We start from the raw sequence: 24,675 nt of genomic DNA on the forward strand, positions 1-24,675 counted from the left end.
ATCGAAACCGGATCGCCCATGTCCTTCACCTGCCTCGCCGCCGCCTTTTCACCCCTCGGGGACCTCGCCGAGCGCCTGCTGCCGCAGGCCTTCGCCGCCGATGACGGCTCGCACGATGCCGCGCACCTGATCCGCGTGTGGAAGAACGCGCGGCGCATCCAGGCGGAGGAGGGCGGCGACCGGCGGGTTCTGGCGGCCGCCGTGCTGCTGCATGATTGCGTGGCCGTGGAGAAGAATTCGCCGCTGCGCATGCAGGCCTCCCGCTTAGCGGCCGAAAAAGCTTCAGCCCTGCTTGCCGCCGAGGGCTGGGATGCCGCGGACGTGGCGGCGGTCGCCCACGCCATCCTCACGCACAGCTTTTCCGCCAATATCGCGCCGGAAACGCTGGAGGCGAAGATAGTGCAGGATGCCGACCGGCTCGATGCGATCGGCATGGTGGGCGCGGCGCGCTGCTTCTACATTGCCGGGCGCATGGGCAGCGGCCTCTACGATCCCCTTGACCCGCTTGCCGAAAACCGCCCGCTGGACGACAAGGCCTTCGCCATCGATCATTTCGAGGTCAAGCTCTTCAAGCTGGCGGATGGCTTCCAGACAGCGGCAGGCGCGCGGATGGCGGGCGAGCGCACGGCGCGCCTGCGCACGATCCGCGACATGCTTCTGGATGAAATCTGAAGAAAAACATGCTTTTGTGACACCGGATTGAATCGGTTCGCCAAAGCGTTGACTCAAAACCTCAGGAAACGACGCCGCCATGAAGATTGAAGGTCTGAACATTCACCCGCTGAAGAGCGGCCGGGCCATCCCCGTCGAAAGTGCGACCGTGCGCCTCGATGGGCTTGCGGGCGACCGCCGCTTCATGATCGTCGAGCCGGACGGCCGCTTCATCACCCAGCGCGAGTTGCAGGCGCTCGCCCGCGTCGAGGCGACGGCGGTCGGCGAAAGCCTGCACCTCGAAATGGAAGGCCGCCAGCTCTTCGCGAGCTTCGAGCCGGAAGACCGCATTGACGTGACCATCTGGGACAGCCCGGTCAACGCCGCCGTCGCCGACGAGGCCGTCAACGAGACGCTTTCCGACTGGTTCGCGCGTCCCGTCAAGCTCGTGCACATGGATGTGCTGGCCGTGCGTGCCGAGGGCGAGGACTGGGCCGGCAGCCCGGCGCCCGTCGGTTTTGCCGATGGTTTCCCCGTCCTCGTCACCACGACCGGCTCGCTTGCCGACCTCAACCGGACGCTCGCCGCCAAGGGCCAGGAGCCCGTCGGCATGGACCGCTTCCGCACCAACATCCTCGTCACCTGCGACGACCCCTGGGCCGAGGATTTCTGGGAGGCGATCGAGATCAACGGCATCGTCTTCGATTTCGTCAAACCCTGCGCCCGCTGCATCATGACCACCCAGGATCAGATGACCGGCGAACGCATTGGCGGCAACCCCATCCAGGGCCTCGCCGAAAAACGCATGTCCGCCGACCGCCGCGTGCCCGGCGTGCTCTTCGGCTGGAATGCGGTGCCGCGCAGCGAAGGCGAAATCCGCCTCGGTGATGAGGTGCGCGTGACGAAGACGCGCGCTGAGCGCTGGCCGATGAAGGTTCGGGCCTGAATTCAGGCCACCGAATTTTCCGCGCGAAACCGCGCCACCCATTCCTGGCTGGTGTGGTCGGCCAACTTCCTGACACCGGGCGTAATCTCGTCGGCCGCCGCCGGATCCAGCCCGAGGCGGATGAGGACGGTGCGCAAGGTGCCCTGCGGATCGTTGGATAGATCATCATAGGAAAGGCTAAGCGGAGCGATCGCTTCGCGCTCGAACCACGCCTCCCATGCACGATCATAGTCGGTCATCGTCTCAACGCAGGCTCGAATGGCGTCACCGTCGTAGACGGGTGCACGATGCGGCGCGGTCCGCTCCAGTTCTGTGCCATCCGGGGCGAGGTGCCACAAACCGGTCTGCTCCGCCTTCAGATACGAGACCGCCTGCGCAAGCTTGTCGGCGCGTGTCAGGTGAATGAAGAGCGTGGTGCCGAAGACCCGTTGGAAACGCTCGGAATCGCTGAGGTCGCCGGGATGGAGGATCGCCAGCTTCTCGCACAGGAACTCGAAGCCGTGCCTCTGCTGGCGAAGCCCGAAGATCGCCGTATCGCCGCGTCCCTTGTGGATCCCAGATTCAAAGATCGTTTCCAGCATCTCGCGTTCCGTCGCCGATTCCGGCGGCGTCAGGCCGAGCCGCGCCAGCCAGTCGGAGAGGGTTGGACGGTAGAAGAGCGAGGCCGGGTTTCCGGCAATGCCGGTGGCGGCCAGCAGTTTGCACAACAGGGTGCTGCCGCTGCGCGGAGAGGTGCAGATGACGTAAGAGCTGTATCGTGCCATGCCGGCCCGACTATCGATGGCATGTGACAGCCTGATGTCGAGCCGGTTTGCTCATAGTGCTCTCAAACCCACCCGCGCCGCTTGAAATACAAAAACGGCATCAGCGCCGAAAAGATCATCAGGCCGATCGCGAAGGGGTAGCCGAGGGTCCATTGCAGCTCCGGCATCAGCTCGAAGTTCATGCCATAGGCCGAGGCGACCAGTGTCGGCGGCAGGAAGACGACCGAGGCGACGGTGAAGATCTTGATGATCTGGTTCTGCTCGAGATTGATCAGGCCGAGCGTCGCGTCGAGCAGGAAGTTGATCTTGCCCGACAGGAAGGCGGCGTGGTCGCCGAGCGAGGCGGCGTCGCGCTGCACGAGCTTGACGAGCTGGCGGATTTCCTTCGACGGCCGGCGTGAGGGGCTTTCCAGCGCCGCATGATAGGCGACGAGGCGCGAGATGCTGACGAGACTTTCGCGCACCCCACTCAGGAAATCGCCCTTGCGGCCGAGCTGCTCGATCAGCGCTTCGAGGTCGCGCGTCTTCTTGCGGGAAGGACCTTTCTTGCTGCGGAACACCTCGCGCGAAATGCCGTCGATCTCGTTGCCGAGCCGCTCCAGCACATCCGCCATGCGGTCGATCACCGCTTCGATGACGCCGAGCATGACGTCCTCGCCGGTCTCGTAGCTATGGCCGTTGCCGCGAAGCGCCCGGTTGCAGAAGGTGACGAAGGGTTTTGCCTCGGCATGGCGCACCGTCACCAGCGTCGGCCCGCGCAGGATGAAGGTCACCGGCATCTTGGCCGGCTCGTCGCCGTCGAGATTGGTGAGCGCCGTCATGGTCATGAAGGCGGCCCCGTCCTCCTGGTAGAGGCGGGCGGACAGCTCGATGTCCTCCATCTCCTCGCGCGTCGGCATGGTGATGTGCAAGGCCGCCTCGACGTCCGTCACTTCCTCGGCCGTCGGGTTCAGAAGGTCATACCAGAGGGCAGGGGCGATCGCCTGCTCGATGGCGGGGTTGGAAATTTCGCGCAGGCAAAAGCGGTCAGCCTTGCGGGCATAGATCTGCAGCATGTTTCGCTCCTTGGAGGGCATTCTCGCCATCCGGAGCGAAGCCGAAGCCTCTTACCGGAATGGTCGCGCGATCGCTCTCGATAGTCGACTGTCGGGGTCCATTGATCTTATCCGGGTTTGGTTGGCGTCCTGTGACGCCTGCGTGGCACATGCGCCTAAAATGCAGCGGCGTCAAGCACATCCGGCCGCCGGCGGGACCGGTTTGTTTCATCAATCCGGCTGATCGCTCGGTCAATTAAATTCGCTTTTGTTAATGCATGCCCGGCGATAGGTTTCCCTCTCAGATTTCGGAGATGCCCATGTCCGCCCCATCCATCGTTGCCGCCCGCGCCGCGAGCCGGCCCATGCCCTGGCTCATCATCATCGCCGGCTCGCTGATCGCCGTGCTCACCTTCGGCCCGCGCTCGGCGATGGGCTTTTTCCAGCTTCCCATGTTGCAGGATACCGGCTGGGACCGCACGACCTTCGGGCTTGCCATGGCGTTCCAGAACCTCGCCTGGGGCGTCAGCCAGCCGTTCTTCGGCGCCATCGCCGACAAATTCGGCACCTGGCGCGTTCTGCTGATGTCGGGCCTTCTTTATGCGCTCGGCCTGTTCCTCATGTCGCTCGGCACCTCGCCGCTCTGGTTGCATATCGGCGGCGGCGTGCTGGTGGGGCTCGGCGTCGGGTCCGGCTCCTTCGGCATCCTGCTTTCGGCCTTCGCGCGCAATGTCACGCCGGAGCAGCGCTCCATGGCCTTCGGCATCTGCACGGCGGCGGGTTCCGCCGGCATGTTCCTGTTCGCGCCGCTGTCGCAGGGGCTGATCAGCGCCTATGGCTGGTCGGACAGCCTCGTCTATCTCGGTATATTGATGCTTCTAGTGCCGCTGATCGCCATTCCGCTGCGCGGCAATTCCTCCTCCGGCATCACCGCCGCCAGCGATTACAAGCAGACGATCGGCGAGGCGCTCAAGGAAGCGCTCGGGCACCGCAGCTACCTGCTGCTGGTCGCAGGCTTCTTCGTCTGCGGCTACCAGGTGGCGTTCATCACCGCGCATTTCCCGGCCTATCTCGGCGACCTCGGCATCGACGCGCGCTATGCGGTGATCGCGCTGGCGCTGATCGGCTTCTTCAACATCATCGGCTCGCTCGCCGCCGGCGTCATCGGCCAGCGCTACTCGAAACCGTATTTCCTCGCCTATATCTACATCGCCCGCTCGGTGGCGGTGTCGGCCTTCATCCTGCTGCCGAAATCGCCCACCTCGGTCATCATCTTCGCCATCGTGATGGGCCTGCTGTGGCTCTCCACCGTGCCGCCGACCAATGCGCTCGTCGCCATCATGTTCGGCACGAAGCATCTCGGCCTGCTGGGCGGCATCGTCTTCCTGTCGCATCAGGTCGGTTCGTTCCTCGGCGTGTGGATGGGCGGCTATCTCTACGACCAGTTCGGCACCTATGATCCGGTGTGGTGGCTCGGCGTGGCGCTCGGCATCTTCGCGGCGATCGTGCACTGGCCGATCCAGGAAAAGGCCGTCCTGCGCCCGGCGATCGCCTGATGCCAAATGCTTGCGCCGCCCGAAATGATTTCAGGCGGCGCTCCTTGCAAACCGTCACAAAAGTTTCTAAATCTGAATCACCGGCCCATGCCGGTTTTGTTTTGAAGCTATTATGCTCAAAGTGAGCAAAATAGAATTCCGCCGAAAGGGGCGGAGGAAAAGGAGGGTTCCATGACCGTTCTGGCCCAGCATGCGGCAGCCGCCGGCGCAACGCGTCCGCTCACCGCCGCGGAGCGCTTCGGCGTGCTCGAAAAGCCCGACCTTTCCTTCACGCCCGAGATCGCGCGCGAGACCGAGCACCTCTACGAGAAGGTGAAGCAGTTCATCCCCGCCTTCGAATGGCCGGTCTATGCGCCCTATGTCGCCGCGATCAACCGGCTGAAGAAGGAGCGCGGCGCCGTCATCCTCGCGCACAATTACCAGACGCCGGAAATCTTCCACTGCGTCGCCGATATCGTGGGCGATTCGTTGCAGCTCGCCCGCGACGCCACCAAGGTGGATGCCGAGATCATCATCCAGTGCGGCGTGCACTTCATGGCCGAAACGTCAAAACTGCTGAACCCGGAAAAGACCGTGCTCATCCCGGATTCGCGCGCCGGCTGCTCGCTGTCGGAATCGATCACCGGCGAGGACGTGCGCCTCTTGAAGCAGCGTTATCCGGGCGTGCCGGTCGTCACCTACGTCAACACGTCGGCCGACGTGAAGGCGGAGACGGACATCTGCTGCACCTCGTCGAACGTGCTCGCCGTCGTGGAGAGCCTGGAGAGCGACACCGTGCTCTGCATTCCCGACGAGTATCTCGCGATGAACGTCGCCAAGCAGACGAACAAGAAGATTTTGACATGGAAGGGCCATTGCGAGGTGCACGAGCGCTTCACGGCGGCAGAATTGCTCTCCTACAAGGAATCCCATCCCGGCATCGAGATCATCGGCCACCCGGAATGCCACCCGGATGTCATCGCCGTCTGCGATTTCGCCGGCTCCACCTCGGGCATGATCAACTACGTCAAGGACAACCGTCCCTCGCGCGTGCTGCTCGTCACCGAATGCTCTATGGCCTCCAACATCCAGGCGGAGCTGCCGGGCGTCGATTTCGTCAAGCCGTGCAATCTCTGTCCGCACATGAAGCGCATCACGCTGCCGAAGATCCTCGACAGCCTGGTGACCATGACGGACGAGGTGCTGGTCGATCCGGCGATTGCCGATCGCGCCCGCCTCGCCGTCGAGCGGATGGTGAACCTGAAGCAGTAGGCCGCCCTCCAGCCTGGAGGGAAGGGGCAATGCCCCTCGGCTAGCGGCGCGTCGGAGGAGTGAGACATGCCCATTGATAGTTTTCGCCCGCAATCCTGGAACGGTATCGACGATATCGTCATCGTCGGCGGCGGCCTTGCCGGCCTCTTCTGCGCGCTGAAACTCGCGCCGCGGCCCGTCACGATCCTCGCTGCCGCCCCTATCGGCCAGGGCGCGTCCTCGGCCTGGGCGCAGGGTGGCATCGCGGCGGCCATGAGCCCCGGCGACACCTTCGACAAACACGTCGCCGACACGCTGGAGGCCGGCGCCGGCATCGTCGACGAGAAGATGGCGCGCTTCATGGTCTCCGAAGGCCCGGCGCGCATCCACGACCTGCTCGAATACGGCGTGCCCTTCGACCGTGACCTCGAAGGCAAGCTGCTGCTGTCGCGGGAGGCCGCCCATTCGGAACGCCGCATCGTGCGCGTCAAGGGCGACATGGCCGGCAAGGCCATCATGGAAGCGCTCATCGCCGCCGTGCGCAAGACGCCGTCGATCCGCGTGCTGGAAGGTTATGTCGTCGAGGAGCTGGTGCGCGAAGGCCGCTTCATCTCCGGCGTCGTCGCGCGGCCGGATGCCGGCCAGGCGAAGAACCGCGTGCATTTCCCGGCCCGCGCCGTGGTGCTGTGCTCGGGCGGCGTCGGCCATCTTTTTGCCGTCACCACCAATCCGTGGCAGGCCTGCGGCCAGGGCGTCGGCATGGCCGCGCGCGCCGGCGCCATCATCGCCGATCCGGAATTCGTGCAGTTCCACCCGACCGCCATCAATATCGGTCGCGATCCCGCACCGCTTGCCACCGAAGCCCTTCGCGGCGACGGCGCGCATCTCATCAATTCCACCGGCCACCGCTTCATGCTGGATATCCACGAGGACGCGGAACTGGCACCCCGCGACATCGTCTCGCGCGGCGTCTTCGCCGAAGTGCAGGCCGGCCGCGGCGCCTTCCTCGATTGCACCAAGGCGGTGGGCGCCCATTTCCCCGACATGTTCCCGACCGTCTACGCCTCCTGCAAGGCAGCCGGCATCGACCCGGTGACGCAGCCGATCCCTGTCGTGCCGGCCGTGCACTACCACATGGGCGGCGTGCTTACGGATGCGGAAGGCCGCACCTCGATCGACGGCCTTTGGGCCGCCGGCGAGGTCACCTCCACCGGCGTGCACGGCGCCAACCGGCTGGCCTCGAACTCCCTGCTCGAAGCGGTGGTCTTCGCCGCACGCATCGCGGAAAACATCAAGGGCATGCTGCCGGAGCCGAAGACCAACGACTGGGGCAAGAATGCCGGCGAGAGCGACGACCTCGTGACCATCGAGGACAGCCCGGCCTTGACGCGGCTGCGCCGCATCATGAGCGACCATGTCGGCGTCATCCGCACCCGCGACGGCCTGAAGGCGGCAATCCGCGAGATCGCGGCTCTGGAACGCGAAAACAGCCGCATGCGCTTCCACAACATCGTCACCACGGCAAAGCTTATCGCCACCGGCGCGTATCTGCGCGAAGAAAGCCGCGGCGGCCACTACCGTTCGGATTTCCCCGAGCAGAAGGCCAATTGGAAACACCGCACCTTCCTCACGCTTGCGGAGGCGGAAAAGGTGGTGGCGGATGTGGTGGAGACGGCGGCGGCGTGAGGATTGGCAAAAATTGACAATTGCCTTTCCAGCGCTAGAATCGGCCGAGAGGATCGCGCCATGCCGACACTGAACGTTAGCCTGACACCGGAATTCACCGATTTCATCGAGGATGCTGTGGCAAGCGGCTCCTATGTCTCGGCAAGCGAGGTCGTGCGCGACGCGCTGCGCCTGATGCGCCAGGAGCAGGAAAGCGAAGCGGCAAAACTCGCGATGCTGCGCAAGGCGATCGATGCCGGGCTTTCGCAATCCGAGCGAGGCGAATTTGCCGAGCGTTCCGCCAGCGACATTTTTTCCGCGGCCGTCGCCGAGCGATGAGCCGCATCCGGCTGACGCGGGAGGCCGAACGGGATCTCGCCGAAATCGCCCGCTACACCGTGGCGACGTTCGGCGCCGAGCAGGCGATGCGCTACGCCGCGCTGATCGAGCACGCCCTCCGCCTCCTGGCGGAGGACCCCGGCCGGCCCGCCTCGCGCAACCGCGAGGAACTGCGCCCCGGCGTGCGCTCCCTGCATCTCTCCCGCGCCGCCGGCCGGCGTCATGCCGCCTCGCACGTTCTCTATTACCATCTTGTCGCCGGAGCGGAGGGCGCGCAGGATATCGTCATCCTCCGCGTCCTGCATGAACGCATGGAGCCGCTGATGCGGCTCGTTGACGCCAATAGCCCTGAAAAGGATCAACAGCCATGACCACCCCCTATCTCCCCGTCCTCTCGCCCCTGATGGTGGAGGAGCAGGTGCGCGCGGCCTTGTCGGAGGATCTCGGGCGGGCAGGCGACATCACCAGCCAGGCGACGATTGCGCCGGAGATGGTGGCGGAGGCGGAGCTGAATGCGCGCGAGGACGGCGTCGTCGCCGGGCTTGAGCTTGCGCGCGAGGCCTTCCGGCTGATGGACCCGGCGATCCGCTTCGAGGCCTTCGTGGAGGACGGCGACAGGCTCGTGCCCGGCACGGTGATCGCGAAGGTGTCCGGGCCGGCGCGCGCGGTGCTTTCGGCCGAGCGGGTGGCGCTCAATTTCCTTATGCATCTCTGCGGCGTCGCGACCCACACGGCGCGGTTTGCCGACGAGATCGCCCATACGGCGGCAAAGGTCTGCTGCACGCGAAAAACCATTCCGGGGCTCCGGGCGCTGGAAAAATATGCCGTGCGCATGGGCGGCGGCTCGTCGCATCGCTATGGGCTGGATGACGCTATCCTCATCAAGGACAACCATATTGCGGTGGCTGGCGGCGTGGCGGGCGCCATCCGCGCGGCGCGCGCCTTTGCCGGCCATCTGGTGAAGGTCGAGGTGGAGGTGACGACGCTGGAGGAGCTGGAGGAGGCGCTGGAGGCGCAGCCGGATGTCATCCTGCTCGACAATATGGGGCCGGAACTGCTGCGCCGCGCCGTCGAGATCAACCGCGATTGCGCCGGCCTCACGGATGCGCCCTATGCGGCCGACCCGCGCCGCGTGAAACTCGAAGCCTCCGGCAACGTCAACCTCAAGACGATCCGCGCCATCGCCGAGACCGGCGTCGACTATATTTCGACCTCCAAGATCACCATGGCCGCGCCGACGCTCGACATCGGCCTTGACGTTGTCGTGAGCGGCTAGCCGGGAACACCCCCGACGGCGATGCGTTCCGGTTTCATGAGCAATCACAATCGGAAGGACGCATCATGTTGAAGATCGTGGCACTCGCGGCGGCGGCGGGCACGCTTGCAGGGCTCGCCAGCCCCGTTTTCGCGCAACAGGCCAAGGATACGGCGCAGGCCAATTTCGTTGACCGCTCCGGCAAGGAGGCCGGGCGGGCGCAGATCACCGCCGGAAACGACGGCGTCCTCTTCGAGGTGGAAGTCTCGGGCCTGGAGCCGCGCAAATGGGTGGCGCTGCATATCCATGAAACCGGCACCTGCGACCATGCCGGCGGCCATGACTCTGCTGGCGGCCATTTCAATCCGGACGGCAAGGAACATGGTTTTGCGGCGGCCAATGGCCCGCATGCCGGCGACCTGCCGAACCAGTATGTGGCGGATGACGGCGTGCTGCGCGCGCAGGTCTATTCGGCCATGGTGCGGCTCGACGATGCCGAACGCGGCATCCGCGGCCGCGCCCTGATCGTGCATGCCGGCTCGGACGACTACCGCACCGACCCGACCGGCGGCGCGGGCGATCGTCTCGCCTGCGCCGTGATCGAATAAGAGCCTATTCGGCCGGGGCTGCGTCAGGCTCCGGCCCGGCCAGCTTCTGGCCGAAGGCGATGCGCACGCGACGGTTCATTTCGCGCGTCGTCTTGAACCATTGCGGCGTGGAGACCCAGTAGCGCAAGGTCAGGATAGCCGAACTTTCCTCCAGACTATCGACGAAGACCTGCGGTGCCGGCACGGATTCGATCGTCGAATCCTCCCTTGCGATCGTCAGCAGGCGGTCGATCTCGTCGTCGATGTCGCGGTCGTTTGCCACTTTCACCTTGAGATCATGCTTGCGCGTGCGCTCGCGGCTGAAATTGGTGACGGGCGTGTTCCACAGCGTCGAGTTCGGCGCCAGGCGATAAAGGCCGTCGCTGGTCTTGAGTTCGGTGGCGAAGAGCCCGACCTCGGTGATCGTGCCGGACACGTCCTTCGTCTCGATATATTCGCCAACCCGGAAGGGCCTGAGCACGAGCAGCATGATGCCGGCAGCGATGTTCTGCAGCGTGCCCTGGAGCGCCAAGCCGATGGCCAGGCCGGCAGCACCGAGGGCGGCGATGATCGAAGCGGTCTGCACGCCGAACTGGCCGAGCACCGTCACGAAAACCAGGATCAGCACGGCATAGCGCAGAATGTTCGCGAAGAAATGCGCCAGCGTCGCATCGATGCCGCGCACATGCGACAGCCCGGTCAGCGCCCAGCGATGCAGGATCCGCGAGAGAAACCAGCCGAGCACGAGCAGCACCAGCGCGCCCATAATTGAGAAGGAATATTGCACGGCGAGCGCGCTTGCCTGCGCCAGCGCCGCCCGCGTCGCAACGATGATGTCGGTTGCCTGTTGTTCCATGAAACCTTTCCCCGGTCGTTGATATCATTGAGGGGAATGGCACGATGGCCGATAAGTTCCGGCTAGCGCATGCCGACCTTGAGGCCGGGTGCCGGGCGCTCTTCCAGAATGCGGCGGCGGAAGCGGAAGAGGGCGGCGGGGCGCCCGCCGGTGGCGGAGGTCGAGCTTCCCGTCGGCTCGACGAGCTCGGCGCCCTCCACGAGGCGGCGGAAATTCTGCTTGTGCAAATGACGGCCGGAAATCGCCTCCACGGTCGCCTGCAATTCGGTCAGCGTGAATTCCGGCGCCATCAGCTCGAAGATTACCGGCCGGTATTTGAGCTTGCCGCGCAGCCGCGCCATGGCGGTCGCGAGGATCCGGCGATGATCGTGCCGCATGGCGACGCCGGGCGAGACCTGGCCGGGCCGGGCGCGGCCATCCGTCACCGCCTCTTCGGCGAGACCCGCCTCATAAAGTAGCTCGTAGCGCTCCAGCACGCGCTCCTCGTCCCAGGGGAAATCATCGAGGCCGAAGGCGAGGCGGATGCGGGTGCGCGGCGTGGTGCGCTCCGCCTGCACCACCTCGGCCGCCCAGGCCTTCAGCGCCGGAAGGATGAGCTGGTCGATCAGCGCCGGCCGGCCCTGCCGCCAGTCCTCCCAGGGCAGGTAGGTGTACCAGTCGCGCCAGGCGGCGCCCGCTTCCGCCAGTTGCTCGTTCGCCTCGGCATCGGTGCGGGTGAGCGCAAGATAGCCGACGGAGACCATGTGCGTGCCCGCTTCGTCCGGCAGTTTCTGGCGGCCGCGATCGCCGAACGTGTAGAGCTGCTCGATATAGCCGAGTTTCAGCGCCGTCTGCGCTTCCACGCTGGCGCGCAGGCTCGTCTCGAAGGTGCGGTGCTGCTGCGGGTCGAAGGGGCCGAATGGCAGCGCGTCGCGTGCCCGCGCACCCTCGCCGCCGATCGCCAGGATGCAGGGGTTGCGCTCGGAAATCGCGACGACCGCCGCGTTGAGGCCGATCTCGACCGGCGGGCGGGCAGGGTGCTCCGTCATGGCTGCACCGTTTCCGGCATGGCGGAAAAGACGAAGGGGCTGTCGCCGACATAGTCCGCGCCGCGGCCGATCGCCTTGACGGCGGCCACAAGCCGGCCGCCCCGCGAGAGCACATGGTCGCCGATCTCGATCAGCCGGGCATTCGGCGTGGCCTGCACGGAGGCGCGGCGCAGGCGTTGCGTCAGGTCGTGTTCGTCCTGGTCCGGCTCCACGGCCAGGGCCGCGAGGAGGGCGGCGGCGGGCGAGCGGGAGACGCCCATCATGCAATGCACCAGCAATGGCGCCTGCCGGTCCCAGCCACGGGCAAAACCGATGATGGCGGCGACATGGTCCTCGCCGGGTGCGACGAGCTTTCCGGTGCCGGCAAAGGTGATGTCATTGACGCCGATGATCATGTGGCGCGCGGCGGCGATGACCGCGGGCCGGCGGAAACCTTGTTTCGGCGCAACGAGGCTCAGCATCTCGCGACAGCGGTGGCGCACGGCGAGTTCCGCGATCTTTCCAAGCGGGGCGACGACGATCGTGCCCATGCTCACACCGCCGCGGCGGCCGCGCCGCGCTCCCTTTCGAGGGCCGTGAACCGGTCGGCAAAACGCTGCTGCGCGTCGATGGCGGGAAGCGGCGCGATCTCGATCATGTCCAGCGTGATGCCGCGCGGTGCGCCGAAGAACTTGATCGCCTCGGCATGCGAGAAGCCGGCAAGCTCCGTCGCCTCGAAGAAGGCGGCGACCTGGTCGGCCTTCTTGATCTTGGCTTTCAGGCTGGCGGGTGTTGCGGGCGGCAGGCCGAAGCGCAGGTGCACGGCCGCCTCCAGCCGCTTCTCCACCGTCTTGTAGCCGCCGCCGACCACCGCCTTGAAGGGCGAGATCATGTCGCCGATCACATATTCCGGCGCGTCGTGCAGCAGCGCCATCAGGCATTCATGGGCGTCGCAGCGGTTCTGCTGGCGAAAGATCGCCTCGACGACGAGCGAATGCTGCGCCACCGAAAAGGCATGGTCGCCATTCGTCTGGCCGTTCCAGCGCGCGACGCGGGCAAGGCCATGGGCGATGTCGGAAAGCTCGATATCGAGCGGCGAGGGATTGAGCAGATCGAGACGGCGGCCGGACAGCATGCGCTGCCAGGCGCGCGGCTCCGTCTTCGCGCGCGTCGCTCCGCTCATTGCGCCGGCACCTCGGAGGCGTCTTGCGGGAAGGCGAGGCCGGTCCATGGGGCGAGCTCGACGGTGACGGGGGCGCCGTCGGCGGTGATTGGCGTGCCGCTGTTGATCGCGTCGGCCGCGCGGTCGATGCGCACGATGGCAAGGCCGAGGGCGCCGGAGACGCTGCCGAGCGTGCCGATCGGCTTGCCGCCGGCGAGAAGCTCGGTGCCCGTCGCGGGAAGGGCGGCATCGCCCCGGACGATGACCGGGCGGCGGCGCGCGGTGCCGCGATGCTGCATGCGCGACACCACCTCCTGCCCGACATAGCACCCCTTGCGGAAGGAGAGCCCGCCGGTGAGATCGAGGATGATGTCGTGCGGGAAGGCATCGGAGAGCGCGTAGTCGCGGCCGGCTTCCGGGATGCCGGCGCCGATGCGCAGCGCGTCGTAGAGCGCCGGGTCGTCGCTGCTGCCGGCACCGGGGCGGCGGGAGACGGCGAGGCCGGCCTTGGCGAAGCGCGCATCGCGCGCCGCATCGGCCTCGGGAGCGTCCCAGGCGATCGTCACCGCGTCGCCTTCGATAATCGCGAGATCGACCGCGGCGCGCAGCTTGTACATGGTGAGCCGCTTGAGCAGCGAATCACGCTGGTCGTCCGTCGTCTCGATCAGGAAGGCCTCGTCGCCGTCGCGGCGGATCAGGAAGTCGAACAGGATCTTGCCCTGCGGCGTCAGCAGCGCGCCGGGGCGGATTTCGCCGGCCGGCAGGTCCGGCAGGTTGGTGGTGATCAGGGATTGCAGGAAGGTCTCGGCATCCTTGCCGGAAAGGCGGAGAAAGGCGCGGCCGGAAAGCGTGACGGAAGGCATGATTCGATCCAGTTTTTCGCGCGCCGGCACCATGCGGGCCGCGGGCGGTGCACCATCGCACCTGTTGAAACAGAAGTAGAACGCCCGGGCGGCTTTCGCAAGGTCGTGCTGTCTTGTCCGCGTGCCCGTGTTGGGCCAGAAGGGCGTTCGAAAGACGACGAGGCACCGATGAACGCTCAGCCGACACTTCCCCATGATGCCTGGTCCGCCTGGCATCCGCGCGAGCTTGCCCGTCGGCTCACCGGCATCGCGCAGCCGTGGTGCGTCGTCGGCGGCTGGGCGCTCGATCTCTGGCACGGTGTCGAGACGCGGCCGCACGACGATCTCGAATTCACCGTGTTGCGCGGCGATTTCGCAGCCTTCCGCGACGCCCTGTCAGGCCTGCGCTTCCATGCGGTCGGCGATGGCCATGTCGAGCCGCTCGCGCCGGACGAAGCGCCGCTCGCCGAGATCGCGCAGGTGTGGTGCGAGGATGTGGCGGCGGGCCGCTGGCGCGTCGACATGATGTTGGAGGAGGGCACGCCGGAGACATGGATCTACAAGCGCGACCCGTCGATCCGCCGGCCGCGCGAAGAGGTCGTGCGCGTGAGCGCCGAGGGCATTCCCTATCTCGCGCCGGAGGCGATCCTGCTCTTCAAGGCAAAATACCGGCGCGACAAGGACGAGGCCGATTTCGAGAAGGCCCTGCCGAAACTCGACGCGGCGCAACGGCGCTGGCTGAAGGCCGGCATCGAGGCGGCCCACCCGGATCATGCGTGGCTAAGGCGGCTCAATCGCCGGTGATGAAGAATTTCCACTGGCCGTCCGGCGTGATGCCGATGCGGTAGAAATTGTAGCTGCCGAATTCCTGCATGTCGGCAAAGTCGCCGGCGGTCACGATGCGCAGCAACTCCACCTTTTCTGGCGGCGTCAGCGTCGCGAGCGGCTTTTCGGCAAAATAGGGCCAGACATACATTTCGTCCGGCGTGCCCTTTCCGACATGCACGAAGCCGGTCGCCAGCACGTCGAGCAGGATGGCGAGCACCTCGATGCCCTCGCTGTCGCCGGACTGGCCCTTCAGCGTTTCGACCGGGCCTTCATCGGTCTCGACGATCGAGACCTGCGTCTCGGTGACGCCCTTGCCGAGCAGCGGGCGCAGGCGCTCGATATCGCCGGAGGCGGCTGCCTCGACGATCAGTTCGCGCATGCGGCGCACCGCTTCCGGTGCCTTGCCGATGTCGTAGAGCACTTCGACGGGGGCCTGCGGCTCGTCGTCGGATTTGTCGTCGGTGACAGGCGCGTCGTCGGTCGGCTCGGTGACGGTGTCGCCGCGGCGAATCAGCGGGTCGGGCAGCGGCAATTCGAGGGGCGCAGTCTGCTCCTCCTCCTCCTGCGGCTCCTCTTCCTCGACGGTCGGCGTTTCGCCGCCCTCGGCCGGCTTCTGCTGCACCTGGCCCTGTTCGTTCTTCAATTCGCTGAGTGCAAAGGCGGGGCGCACCGGCGCCACCAGCGCGGTTGTCGCGAAAAGCACCGACAAGGCGATAAGGCTGCTGCGAAACAGCATTTTGCCGTCAGGCGACGTCTGCATGACTTGTCTTTCCAGCCTATTGCAGGATGCGCTCGGGGGAGAATTCTCCAGCCAGCATACGCTCGCGCAGCGATTCGAGCATCGCTTCCGCGCCCCTTTCGCCATGGATGCGGATCGTCTCGCGCATGGCGAGTGCAATCGCGGCATCGGCGATGATTTCCGGTTCGATGCCATCAGCCATGCCGTCGGCCCAGGCCTCGTTCTGGTATTCCAGAGCGGCCTGCATCTTCTCGTGCACGATCATCTCGTCGATATCGTTGAGAGTAGGTTCCATCAATCGGTCCATGCGAGGCATTTCAGTTCTTACTCGACTGTTAACGACCTTAGCAGCCTTTTCCCAAAACGGCACTGGCTCGTGAAGAAAGAGGTTAATTAACCGCTAATTTCCGAATCGCGCGGTAATTTCTGTTGCAAGTGTTGCACCTTCGTTACGGTATCTCTGTTCTGCGACAACCGCCGAGTCGGTGCAAGCGGTATAGATGGCCGCAAAAGAGCGGTATCCACGGTTGAATGCAGCCGTTAGCTTTTCCTGGCGCTTCGGTTCACTGCCCGCTTCCATCTCGATCAGCCGCTGCATCGATGCCCGCCAGCCGTCCTCGGGCTTGTCCGTGCAGAGATTGCGCAGGTAGTGCACCGCGCCGATGATCTCGGAGAGCCGCTCCAGCCTCTCGTCATAGGGCGCCGGTTTTTCCTCCACCACGGCGGCGTCCGGCGTCTCAGCCGCCTTGTCGCCACTCGCCTGCTGGGCGAAGGCGGGACCTGCGAGGAGGAGACTTGCGAGAAGGGCAAGGCGAATCACCGTCATGCGCTGCGTCTCGCCCGTTCGGCTTCCAGCCGCGCGATGCATTCGCGCACGCTGTCGGGCGCCGGCAGGTTTGCGATTTCCTCTGCCGAATACCAGCCGACGCTTGCGGCATCGTCGGAGGCGACGGCGATGGCCGCCTCGTCTGCCCGCACCTTGAACACGGAGAGGAAGAAGGACGGACTGTCAGGCGCATCCAGGCGGCCGGGCAGGTCGTAGGTGGCGAAAAGCAGCGGTTTTTCGCCGCGAATGCCGGTTTCCTCGAAGAGTTCGCGCAGCGCCGTCTCGGCCGGCGTCTCGCGATCCTCGCCCCGCCCGCCCGGAAAGGCATACATGTCGGCCGACGGCGGATTGCTGCGCAGCACGAGCAGGTAACGCCCGTCGCGCTCGATGATGGCGGAGGAGGCGGGCTGTGGTTTCTTCGACTTCTTCATCGCGATCCGGTTCGGTTGCGCTCGATTGACCCCTTATAGGCAAAGTGCGATGACGACGCTATGTGTGGACGATTTGCATTGCTGGCCAAAGCCGATCTCATGCGCGAATTCCTCAATGTCCTGAACATCGGGGATACGCCCGAGCGCTACAACATCGCGCCGACGCAGCCGATCCTGATCGTGATTGCGGGCGAGAGGCAGGAGCCCGGCAGCAACCTGCCGGAGCGCAAGGCCATGCTGGTGCGCTGGGGTTTCATGCCCGGCTGGGTGAAGGATCCGCGCGATTTTCCGCTTCTGATCAATGCGCGCGCCGAAACCGCGATCGGCAAGGCATCCTTCAAGGCCGCCATGCGCCACCGCCGCATTCTCGTGCCGGCCTCCGGCTTCTTCGAATGGCGCCGGCCGGAGGAGAAGGGCGCCAAGGCGCAGGCCTACTGGATCCGCCCGAAGAAGGGCGAGATCGTCGCCTTTGCCGGCCTCATGGAGACCTGGTCTTCGGCGGATGGTTCGGAGGTCGATACCGGGGCGATCCTGACGACGGCGGCCAACAATGACATCAGCCGCGTCCATGACCGTATGCCGGTGGTCATTCGCCCGGAGGATTTTTCGCGCTGGCTGGACTGCAAGACGCAGGAGCCGCGCGACGTGGTCGATCTGATGAAGCCGATCGACGACGGCTTCTTCGAAGCGATCCCGGTGTCCGACAAGGTGGGCAAGGTCGCCAATATGGGACCGGATATTCTGGAGCCGGTGGAAGAGCGCGCCGAGGAGGCGCTACCGGAAAAGAAAAAGGGCGCACAAGCGCCCCCGCTGTCCGATCAGCTTTCGCTGTTCTGAAATCATTCCCGGCAAATTGCCTCGAAGCGGCTCAGTCGTAGAGCGGCTGAAGCACGGCCGGAATGTCGCGCTTCTTGCGCTTGTCCTCGGACTTCGTCTCGGGCTTGCACTGCGTGGCCGCGACGACGGCGCGCAGGCCGAGCGGCTTGTAGCGCTCCTGAAGATTTTCGTTTGCTGCGGTCTTCTGCAGCGGCTGCTTCCTTACGGTCGACATTGTCATTCTCCTGAAGTGAGCAGGTAGCCCCGTATGATGTCCCCGGTTGCTACCCCTAATGAGCTATGCATTTACGCGACCCATTCGGCCAAATTCTGCTCAAACTTTGATCGCTTAGAGGCGAAGACCCCAAATTGCGGGTTTCTGCGATCAACAATTATAACCGCCACTTACATTCATTTTCCGGGAAAGTGCTTTACCTTGACCTGCAAGGCCGCGGCGGCGACGGCGCGAATGCCGATCGGATTGTAACGGTTGGCGAGATCGCTCGCGGGGCGGGTGCCGGTCTTCTGAGTGGTCCCAATCTTTCGGATAGTCATTGTGTTGTCCCTTCGTTTGCCGGCGGCCTTCGCCGGTCTGGTGTCTCCTTTCTCGCATGGGGGAGCGCACGATCGTGTCACCGCGGGAACAGGGCGCTGGCGGCGCGATTTTCGCTTTCGGCCCGCTTGACCGGACGCCGCGACGGCGCGATAAAGCAGGCCATGAAAACGGTACTCTGCATTCGCCGGAGCATTATTCGCTAGCGCACGCGCTGGCCCGGCCGTTTTCGTCCCTCAAAATCCCCGGATGACAACGACCCGGCCAGCCGGGTTTACGCCTTTTGGGGAGATTCTTATGGCCGACACGCCGGTCCTGACGCTGTACAACACGCTCACGCGATCGAAGGAGCCCTTCCGGCCCATCGATCCCGACAATGTGCGCATGTATGTCTGCGGCCCGACGGTCTATGACTTCGCCCATATCGGCAATGCGCGGCCTGTCATCGTCTTCGACGTGCTGTTCCGCCTGCTGCGTCATGTCTATGGCGAAAACCACGTCACCTATGCCCGCAACATCACGGACGTCGACGACAAGATCAACGCCCGCGCACTGCGCGATTTCGGAGCCGAGATCGAGAACGGCACGCTGTCGCTGAACGAGGCGATCCGCCGCGTGACGGAGAAGACGGCAAACCAGTTCCACGCCGACATCGCCGCCCTTGGCGCGATGCAGCCGACGCACGAGCCGCGCGCCACCGAGTTCGTCCAGCCGCGCGACGATGGCAAGGTGGACATGATTACCTTGATTCTGCGTCTCATCGAACGCGGCCATGCCTATGAAGCGAACGGCGAAGTCCTGTTCGACACGCGCTCCATGGCCGATTACGGCGACCTCTCGAAGCGCAACCTCGACGAACAGCAGGCCGGCGCCCGCGTCGCCGTCGATGCGCACAAGAAGAACCCCGGTGATTTCGTGCTCTGGAAGCTTTCCTCGCCCGAAGAGCCAGGCTGGGACAGTCCCTGGGGCCGCGGTCGTCCGGGCTGGCATATCGAGTGCTCCGCCATGTCGGCCGCCTATCTCGGCGAGACCTTCGACATCCACGGCGGCGGCCTCGATCTCATCTTCCCGCACCATGAAAACGAGATCGCCCAGTCGCGCTGCGCGCATGGCACCAAGGTCATGTCGAATGTCTGGATGCACAACGGCTTCCTGCAGGTCGAGGGCCGCAAGATGTCGAAGTCCGAAGGCAATTTCTACACGATCTCGGAACTGCTGGAGGAAGAGAAGTTCGGCGGCCGGAAATGGCCGGGCGAGGTGCTGCGCCTTGCCATGCTGATGACGCACTACCGCGAACCGATCGACTTCAGCGTCAAGCGCCTGGAGGAGGCCGAGCGCCTGCTCGCCAAGTGGCCGGCCGACGGCAACGCTGCGGAAGGCCGCGTCGACGAAAGCGTGCTCGCCCCCTTGCGCGACGACCTGAACACGGTTGCCGCCATCCAGGCGCTGCACGCGCTCGCCCAATGCGCCAACAGCGACCCGCTGATGCTCCCCATCTTCGCCGCCAGCGCCGAACTCCTCGGCGTCGTGCCAAGGAAGGCGGAGGTCTCCAAGGCGCTGGAGGACAGCATCGACACGATCATCCAGCTCCGCCTCGAAATGCTGAAGGCGAAGAATTTTACCGAAGCCGACAAGATCCGCGACGACCTCGCCGCCAAGGGTGTCCAGCTCAAGGACGGCAAGGACCCGGAAACGGGCGAGCGGGTGACGACTTGGGAGGTGAAGCGGTGATGTTGTGCTAGAAGAGGCAAAGGCATATGCTTAGGCATATGTCGTAATCGATGGAGGCCGCCATGAATGCGAGACCGAAAGAATTGCCCGAACCGTCGCCGGAACGCGACGTCAAGCTTTTCCGCAATGGCCGCAACCAGGCGGTCCGCATTCCCGTGGAGTTTGAACTTCCCGGCAATGAGGCGGTGATGCGCAAGGAGGGCGACCGACTTATCATCGAGCCGAAGCTCAAGAAGCTCGACCTGTTCGAATGGCTTGCCACGCTCGAGCCGCTGGAGGAAGACTTCCCGGATATCGATGAAGGGTTGCTGCCGCCAAGGGATGTCGACTTGTGAGCGATCACCGCTACATGCTCGATACCAATATCGTGTCGGATATGGTGCGCAATCCGGAAGGCGCTGCCGTGGTACGAAGCAGGGTTGCGGGCAAAGGCCGCCTGTGTCTCAGCGCTGTCACCGTCTGCGAATTGCGCTTTGGCGTCAAAAAGAAGGGCTCGGAAGCTCTTCGCAATCGCGTGGAGACATTTCTATTGGCCGTTCCGGCCGTGCCACTGGAATCGGACGCGAGCGAGCGTTTTGCTGAGATACGCTATGAGCTCGAACGCAAGGGAACCCCGATCGGCCCTTACGACATGCTGATCGCCGCCCATGCCCTCTCGCTCGACTTGACACTCGTCACCGCCAACATCCGCGAATTTTCCCGCGTGGAAGGCCTGAAGGTCGAAAACTGGCTGGAGGCCGCGCCATGAGCACCCCCTTCTACACCGGCGGCTGCCAGTGTGGCGCCGTGCGTTTCCATGTCGAGGGCGCTTTGGGTGATGCGTCGGTCTGCCATTGCCGCATGTGCCAGAAGGCGAGCGGGAATTTCTATCTGCCGCTCGTTTCCGTGCGCGAGGCAAAGCTCACCTGGACGCGGGGCGAGCCCAAGCGGTTCCAATCCTCGAACCATGGTTATCGCGGTTTCTGCGGCGATTGCGGCACGCCGCTGACCTATGAGGCGCCGGACGGGGTGGCGCTCACCATCGCTGCCTTCGACGATCCAGCCGAGATCGCGCCGCGCATCCAATGGGGCATCGAGGCGAAGCTGCCCTATGTCGATACCATCCACGACCTGCCGGGCGAGGACACGATGGCAGACCAGGATGCGGCGTCGTTCCTCGCCGATCTTGTCTCCTACCAGCACCCGGACCACGACACCGACGACTGGCCGCCGGAGCGGAAGCGATGAGCATTTCGCGCATCTATACCGGCGGCTGTCAGTGCGGCGCAGTGCGTTACCGCGTGGAGGGCACGCTCGGCGATCCGCATCTGTGCCATTGCCGCATGTGCCAGAAGGCGGCGGGCAACTATTTCCTGCCGCTCGCCAACGCGCCGCGCACGCGTTTTTCGGTGACCCGCGGCGAGCCGGGCTGGTTCCAGTCCTCTGAAATCGTGCGCCGCGGCTTCTGCCGGGATTGCGGCACGCCGCTCTTCTACGACGGCCTCGCCGCCGCGCATATCAATGTCACGCTCGGCTCGCTCGACGACCCGGAGGACGTGCGACCGATCGCCCAGTCCGGCTTCGAATCGCGGCTCGTCTGGTTTTCGCAATTGCCGAAGCTTGCCGAAAGCGAGAGCAACGAAGGCGAGGGTGGCGAGGCGCGCCACGCGAAAATCCGCGACTCGAACCGCCAGCATCCCGACTACGACACCGATCATTGGCCGCCGGAGGACTAGACATGACTGAGACCGTTCGTACCGGAGGTTGCCAGTGCGGCGCCGTCCGCTTCCGCATCAGGGGCGAACTCGGCCGCCCGTCGATCTGCCATTGCCGCATGTGCCAGAAGCAGTTCGGCGGCTTTTTCGGGCCGCTCGTCACCGTAAAGGGCGAGACGGAATGGACGCGCGACGAGCCGAGCTACTTCCAGTCGTCCATCAACATCGCCCGCGGCTTCTGCAAGCAATGCGGCACGCCGCTGACCTACAAGCATCCCGGCGGGCTGGAAATCGCCATCGGCACCTTCGACGACCGCAGCGACCTCGCGCCGCAGATCCAGGTCAACTACGGATCGCGCAACCCTTGGGTCGAGACGATCTTCTCCGCCCCCGTGCATGACGACCCAGACTATTACAGCCAGCAGGAAAGCATCATCTCCTTCCAGCACCCTGACCACGACACCGAAAACTGGCCTGCCCACGGATTGAAATTATGAGCGAGACCTTGCGCACCCTCTACCCCGAAATCGAACCCTACGCCTCCGGCCATCTGGATGTCGGCGACGGACACAGCATCTATTGGGAGCGCGTCGGCACGCCCGGCGCCAAGCCCGCCGTCTTCCTGCATGGCGGCCCCGGCGGCACGATCGGCCCGAACCACCGCCGCTTGTTCGACCCGGCGCTCTACGACGTGACGCTGTTCGACCAGCGCGGCTGCGGCAAGTCCACGCCGCATGCGGAACTGGAGGCCAACACGACCTGGCACCTCGTTGCCGATATCGAGCGGCTGCGCGAGATGGCGGGCGCGGAAAAATGGCTGGTCTTCGGTGGCTCCTGGGGCTCGACGCTGGCGCTCGCCTATGCGGAAAAATACCCGGAGCGCGTCTCCGAACTCGTCGTGCGCGGCATCTACACGCTGACCAAGGGCGAACTCGACTGGTACTACCAGTTCGGCGTCTCGGAAATGTTCCCGGACAAGTGGGAGCGCTTCATCGCGCCCATCCCGCCGGAAGAGCGCCACGAGATGATGCACGCCTACCATCGCCGCCTTACCAGCGACGACAAGGCGACCCGCATCGCCGCCGCCAAGGCCTGGAGCCTTTGGGAAGGCGAGACCATCACGCTTTTGCCGGAGCCCGCGACCAGCGATCCCTTCGCCGAGGAAGAATACGCCCACGCCTTCGCCCGCATCGAGAACCATTTCTTCGTCAATGCCGGCTGGCTGGAGGAAGGGCAGCTCTTGCGTGATGCCCACAAGCTGAAGGGCATTCCGGGTCTCATCGTGCACGGCCGCTACGACATGCCATGCCCGGCGAAATATGCCTGGGGGCTGCACAAGGCCTGGCCGGAAGCGGAATTCTACATTGTGGAAGGGGCAGGGCACGCCTATTCCGAGCCGGGCATCCTCGACCGGCTGATCTACGCGACCGACAAGTTCGCGGGCAAGCAGTAAGACAAGACCGTTCCCAGGGAGGGAACCGATGAAAAAAGACCGTATCCACCTCTTCGACACCACGCTGCGCGATGGCCAGCAGACGCCCGGCATCGACTTTTCCGTCGAGGACAAGATTGCGATTGCCGGCATGCTGGATGAGTTCGGCCTGGACTATGTCGAGGGCGGCTATCCGGGCGCCAACCCGACGGATACGGCCTTTTTCGCAAAGAAACGCACCGGCCGCGCCAAATTCGTCGCCTTCGGCATGACGAAGCGCGCCGGCGTTTCCGCCTCCAACGATCCGGGGCTTGCGGCCCTGCTTGGCTCGAAGAGCGACGCGATCTGTCTTGTCGCCAAGAGCTGGGACTATCATGTGCGCGTGGCGCTCGGCTGTTCGAACGAGGAGAACCTCGAAAGCATCTCCGAATCGGTGAAAGCCGTGGTGGCCTCCGGCCGCGAATCCATGGTCGATTGCGAGCATTTCTTCGACGGCTACAAGGCCAACCCGGATTATGCATTGGCCTGCGCCACGACGGCCTTTGCCGCCGGCGCGCGCTGGGTCGTGCTCTGTGACACCAATGGCGGCACGCAGCCGTCGGAAATCCAGGCGATCGTCGCGGCCGTCATCGCCGCCGGCGTGCCGGGCGAAAACCTCGGCATCCACGCCCACAACGATACGGGCCAGGCCGTCGCCAATTCGCTCGCCGCCGTGGAAGCCGGCGTGCGCCAGATCCAGGGCACGCTGAACGGCATCGGCGAGCGCTGCGGCAACGCCAACCTGGTGACGCTGATCCCGACGCTGGCGCTGAAGGAAGCCTATACCGGCCGCTTCGAAATCGGCATCGACGCGGAAAAGCTCACCGGCCTTACCAAGCTGGCCCACACGTTCGATGAACTCCTGAACCGCTCGCCGGATCATCAGGCGCCTTATGTCGGCGCCTCCGCCTTCGCCACTAAGGCCGGCATCCACGCCTCGGCGCTGCTCAAGGACCCGCGCACCTACGAACACGTCACGCCGGAAAGCGTGGGCAACCTGCGCAAGGTCATGGTGTCGGACCAGGGCGGCAAGGCGAATTTCATCAACGCGCTGAAACTGCGCGGCATTACGGTCGGCAAGGACGATCCGAAACTCGACCGCCTGATCCAGATCGTCAAGGAACGCGAGGCGACCGGTTATGCCTATGAGGGGGCGGATGCGAGTTTCGCATTGCTCGCCTACCGCACGCTCGGCACGGTGCCGGATTTCTTCCACGTCGAGAGTTTTCGCGTGATGGTCGAGCGCCGCTATGACGCCAACGGCCAGCTCAAGACGGTTTCGGAAGCAGTGGTGCGGGTCATCGTCGATGGCGAGACGATGATGTCGGTGGCCGAGGGTCACGGCCCGGTCAATGCGCTGGACCTGGCGCTCCGCAAGGACCTCGGCAAATACCAGGCCGAGATCGCCGATCTGGAACTTGCGGACTACAAGGTGCGTATCCTCAACGGCGGCACCGAGGCGATCACCCGCGTGCTGATCGAATCGACCGACGGCAGCGGCGCGCGCTGGTGGACGGTCGGCGTCTCCGACAACATCATCGACGCCTCCTTCCAGGCGCTGATGGATTCGATCGTCTACAAGCTCCTGAAGAACCGCGGCGAGGCGGGCCGGGTGGCAGCGGAGTAGTGGGATAGGTTCAGCGCCGCTCATCATCCCTTCACCGGAATGAATTGGTGCATTTGCGTTGGTTG

The 24,675-nt window shown here is 64.8% G+C and carries 32 protein-coding genes; 19 read left to right on the forward strand and 13 right to left on the reverse strand.

The genetic code is table 11. The features are described 5' to 3' along the window. The first annotated feature begins 18 nt into the window (after positions 1-18). The gene (locus tag GB927_RS19040; protein ID WP_256118790.1) at positions 19-672 is read left to right on the forward strand and encodes an HD domain-containing protein; all 654 of its coding nucleotides are present in this window, start codon (positions 19-21) and stop codon (positions 670-672) included. 79 nt (positions 673-751) lie between these two features. Further along, on the forward strand, positions 752-1,597 hold the full coding sequence (locus GB927_RS19045; protein ID WP_256118791.1) for an MOSC domain-containing protein: 846 nt from the start codon (positions 752-754) through the stop codon (positions 1,595-1,597). Between the two features lie 2 nt (positions 1,598-1,599). Here the strand turns inward: GB927_RS19045 and GB927_RS19050 are convergent, their stop codons facing one another. Together GB927_RS19050 and GB927_RS19055 are read right to left on the reverse strand one after the other, a co-directional pair. After that, positions 1,600-2,361 (reverse strand): Stf0 family sulfotransferase, encoded by a 762-nt coding sequence (locus GB927_RS19050; RefSeq protein ID WP_256118792.1) that lies wholly within the window; start codon positions 2,359-2,361, stop codon positions 1,600-1,602. A 62-nt stretch (positions 2,362-2,423) separates the two neighbouring features. Continuing rightward, the gene (locus GB927_RS19055) at positions 2,424-3,416 is read right to left on the reverse strand and encodes a magnesium transporter CorA family protein (protein WP_256118793.1); all 993 of its coding nucleotides are present in this window, start codon (positions 3,414-3,416) and stop codon (positions 2,424-2,426) included. Between the two features lie 299 nt (positions 3,417-3,715). Here GB927_RS19055 and GB927_RS19060 point away from each other — a divergent pair, with 299 nt between their 5' ends. The 7 genes from GB927_RS19060 (at position 3,716) to GB927_RS19090 (ending at position 10,048) form a co-directional block, all read left to right on the forward strand. Beyond that, positions 3,716-4,951, forward strand: coding sequence for an MFS transporter (locus tag GB927_RS19060; RefSeq protein ID WP_256118794.1), 1,236 nt, complete (start codon positions 3,716-3,718; stop codon positions 4,949-4,951). A gap of 171 nt (positions 4,952-5,122) precedes the next feature. Continuing rightward, positions 5,123-6,202 carry a quinolinate synthase NadA gene (gene nadA / locus GB927_RS19065; protein WP_256118795.1) on the forward strand — a complete coding sequence of 360 codons (1,080 nt, stop codon included), beginning with the start codon at positions 5,123-5,125 and terminating at the stop codon, positions 6,200-6,202. Between the two features lie 66 nt (positions 6,203-6,268). Further along, positions 6,269-7,867, forward strand: coding sequence for an L-aspartate oxidase (locus GB927_RS19070; RefSeq protein WP_256118796.1), 1,599 nt, complete (start codon positions 6,269-6,271; stop codon positions 7,865-7,867). Positions 7,868-7,927: 60 nt separating this feature from the next. Further along, positions 7,928-8,185 carry a type II toxin-antitoxin system ParD family antitoxin gene (locus GB927_RS19075; RefSeq protein ID WP_256118797.1) on the forward strand — a complete coding sequence of 86 codons (258 nt, stop codon included), beginning with the start codon at positions 7,928-7,930 and terminating at the stop codon, positions 8,183-8,185. Continuing rightward, positions 8,182-8,556 (forward strand): type II toxin-antitoxin system RelE/ParE family toxin, encoded by a 375-nt coding sequence (locus tag GB927_RS19080; protein ID WP_256118798.1) that lies wholly within the window; start codon positions 8,182-8,184, stop codon positions 8,554-8,556. Before GB927_RS19075 ends, GB927_RS19080 begins: the two co-directional genes overlap by 4 nt. Further along, positions 8,553-9,461 carry a carboxylating nicotinate-nucleotide diphosphorylase gene (gene nadC / locus GB927_RS19085; RefSeq protein WP_256118799.1) on the forward strand — a complete coding sequence of 303 codons (909 nt, stop codon included), beginning with the start codon at positions 8,553-8,555 and terminating at the stop codon, positions 9,459-9,461. Before GB927_RS19080 ends, nadC begins: the two co-directional genes overlap by 4 nt. A 68-nt stretch (positions 9,462-9,529) precedes the next feature. Next, complete coding sequence (locus tag GB927_RS19090; RefSeq protein ID WP_256119077.1) at positions 9,530-10,048, forward strand: superoxide dismutase family protein; 519 nt, start codon at positions 9,530-9,532, stop codon at positions 10,046-10,048. A gap of 4 nt (positions 10,049-10,052) precedes the next feature. Here GB927_RS19090 and GB927_RS19095 read toward each other — a convergent pair whose 3' ends face one another. The 5 genes from GB927_RS19095 to ygfZ form a co-directional block, all read right to left on the reverse strand. Further along, positions 10,053-10,883 carry a mechanosensitive ion channel family protein gene (locus GB927_RS19095; protein WP_256118800.1) on the reverse strand — a complete coding sequence of 277 codons (831 nt, stop codon included), beginning with the start codon at positions 10,881-10,883 and terminating at the stop codon, positions 10,053-10,055. A gap of 62 nt (positions 10,884-10,945) precedes the next feature. Continuing rightward, positions 10,946-11,911: an NUDIX hydrolase gene (locus GB927_RS19100; protein ID WP_256118801.1), complete on the reverse strand. Its 966-nt coding sequence runs from the start codon at positions 11,909-11,911 to the stop codon at positions 10,946-10,948. After that, positions 11,908-12,441: a tyrosine phosphatase family protein gene (locus GB927_RS19105; RefSeq protein ID WP_256118802.1), complete on the reverse strand. Its 534-nt coding sequence runs from the start codon at positions 12,439-12,441 to the stop codon at positions 11,908-11,910. The genes GB927_RS19100 and GB927_RS19105 overlap by 4 nt, the downstream gene beginning before the upstream one ends. A 2-nt stretch (positions 12,442-12,443) precedes the next feature. After that, positions 12,444-13,073 (reverse strand): YfbR-like 5'-deoxynucleotidase, encoded by a 630-nt coding sequence (locus GB927_RS19110; protein ID WP_256118803.1) that lies wholly within the window; start codon positions 13,071-13,073, stop codon positions 12,444-12,446. Then, positions 13,070-13,915: a CAF17-like 4Fe-4S cluster assembly/insertion protein YgfZ gene (gene ygfZ / locus GB927_RS19115; protein WP_256118804.1), complete on the reverse strand. Its 846-nt coding sequence runs from the start codon at positions 13,913-13,915 to the stop codon at positions 13,070-13,072. Before ygfZ ends, GB927_RS19110 begins: the two co-directional genes overlap by 4 nt. A gap of 168 nt (positions 13,916-14,083) precedes the next feature. Here ygfZ and GB927_RS19120 point away from each other — a divergent pair, with 168 nt between their 5' ends. Continuing rightward, entirely contained in the window at positions 14,084-14,698 is a 615-nt protein-coding gene (locus tag GB927_RS19120; RefSeq protein WP_256118805.1) for a nucleotidyltransferase domain-containing protein, read from the forward strand. Here GB927_RS19120 and GB927_RS19125 read toward each other — a convergent pair. From GB927_RS19125 to GB927_RS19140, 4 genes are all read right to left on the reverse strand, one after another. Further along, positions 14,685-15,482, reverse strand: a complete 798-nt coding sequence (locus GB927_RS19125) for a hypothetical protein (RefSeq protein WP_256118806.1) — start codon at positions 15,480-15,482, stop codon at positions 14,685-14,687. The genes GB927_RS19120 and GB927_RS19125 overlap by 14 nt on opposite strands. Before the next feature lie 16 nt (positions 15,483-15,498). After that, on the reverse strand, positions 15,499-15,768 hold the full coding sequence (locus GB927_RS19130; RefSeq protein ID WP_256118807.1) for a hypothetical protein: 270 nt from the start codon (positions 15,766-15,768) through the stop codon (positions 15,499-15,501). Between the two features lie 93 nt (positions 15,769-15,861). Continuing rightward, the gene (locus tag GB927_RS19135; RefSeq protein ID WP_256118808.1) at positions 15,862-16,287 is read right to left on the reverse strand and encodes a TIGR02301 family protein; all 426 of its coding nucleotides are present in this window, start codon (positions 16,285-16,287) and stop codon (positions 15,862-15,864) included. Next, positions 16,284-16,718 (reverse strand): NUDIX hydrolase, encoded by a 435-nt coding sequence (locus GB927_RS19140; protein WP_256118809.1) that lies wholly within the window; start codon positions 16,716-16,718, stop codon positions 16,284-16,286. The genes GB927_RS19135 and GB927_RS19140 overlap by 4 nt, the downstream gene beginning before the upstream one ends. Positions 16,719-16,778: 60 nt before the next feature. Between GB927_RS19140 and GB927_RS19145 the strand changes: the two genes are divergently transcribed. Then, positions 16,779-17,555, forward strand: coding sequence for an SOS response-associated peptidase (locus GB927_RS19145; protein WP_256118810.1), 777 nt, complete (start codon positions 16,779-16,781; stop codon positions 17,553-17,555). 31 nt (positions 17,556-17,586) lie between these two features. Here GB927_RS19145 and GB927_RS19150 read toward each other — a convergent pair whose 3' ends face one another. Next, complete coding sequence (locus GB927_RS19150) at positions 17,587-17,769, reverse strand: hypothetical protein (RefSeq protein WP_256118811.1); 183 nt, start codon at positions 17,767-17,769, stop codon at positions 17,587-17,589. A gap of 176 nt (positions 17,770-17,945) precedes the next feature. Further along, positions 17,946-18,089 carry a hypothetical protein gene (locus GB927_RS19155; RefSeq protein WP_256118812.1) on the reverse strand — a complete coding sequence of 48 codons (144 nt, stop codon included), beginning with the start codon at positions 18,087-18,089 and terminating at the stop codon, positions 17,946-17,948. 295 nt (positions 18,090-18,384) lie between these two features. Here GB927_RS19155 and cysS point away from each other — a divergent pair, with 295 nt between their 5' ends. The 8 genes from cysS (at position 18,385) to cimA (ending at position 24,610) form a co-directional block, all read left to right on the forward strand. Continuing rightward, positions 18,385-19,818 carry a cysteine--tRNA ligase gene (cysS, locus tag GB927_RS19160; protein ID WP_256118813.1) on the forward strand — a complete coding sequence of 478 codons (1,434 nt, stop codon included), beginning with the start codon at positions 18,385-18,387 and terminating at the stop codon, positions 19,816-19,818. Between the two features lie 62 nt (positions 19,819-19,880). Continuing rightward, positions 19,881-20,153: an antitoxin gene (locus GB927_RS19165; RefSeq protein ID WP_256118814.1), complete on the forward strand. Its 273-nt coding sequence runs from the start codon at positions 19,881-19,883 to the stop codon at positions 20,151-20,153. 14 nt (positions 20,154-20,167) lie between these two features. Next, entirely contained in the window at positions 20,168-20,566 is a 399-nt protein-coding gene (locus GB927_RS19170) for a type II toxin-antitoxin system VapC family toxin (protein ID WP_256119078.1), read from the forward strand. After that, positions 20,563-21,045 carry a GFA family protein gene (locus tag GB927_RS19175; RefSeq protein WP_256118815.1) on the forward strand — a complete coding sequence of 161 codons (483 nt, stop codon included), beginning with the start codon at positions 20,563-20,565 and terminating at the stop codon, positions 21,043-21,045. The genes GB927_RS19170 and GB927_RS19175 overlap by 4 nt, the downstream gene beginning before the upstream one ends. Then, positions 21,042-21,533: a GFA family protein gene (locus tag GB927_RS19180; RefSeq protein ID WP_256118816.1), complete on the forward strand. Its 492-nt coding sequence runs from the start codon at positions 21,042-21,044 to the stop codon at positions 21,531-21,533. Before GB927_RS19175 ends, GB927_RS19180 begins: the two co-directional genes overlap by 4 nt. 2 nt (positions 21,534-21,535) lie before the next feature. Continuing rightward, positions 21,536-22,009: a GFA family protein gene (locus GB927_RS19185; protein WP_256118817.1), complete on the forward strand. Its 474-nt coding sequence runs from the start codon at positions 21,536-21,538 to the stop codon at positions 22,007-22,009. Next, on the forward strand, positions 22,006-22,965 hold the full coding sequence (gene pip / locus GB927_RS19190) for a prolyl aminopeptidase (protein WP_256118818.1): 960 nt from the start codon (positions 22,006-22,008) through the stop codon (positions 22,963-22,965). Before GB927_RS19185 ends, pip begins: the two co-directional genes overlap by 4 nt. Positions 22,966-22,993: 28 nt before the next feature. After that, on the forward strand, positions 22,994-24,610 hold the full coding sequence (gene cimA, locus GB927_RS19195) for a citramalate synthase (RefSeq protein WP_256118819.1): 1,617 nt from the start codon (positions 22,994-22,996) through the stop codon (positions 24,608-24,610). Positions 24,611-24,675 lie beyond the last annotated feature (65 nt).

The organism is Shinella lacus, from assembly GCF_010994755.1.
GTDB classification, from domain to species: Bacteria; Pseudomonadota; Alphaproteobacteria; order Rhizobiales; family Rhizobiaceae; genus Shinella; species Shinella lacus.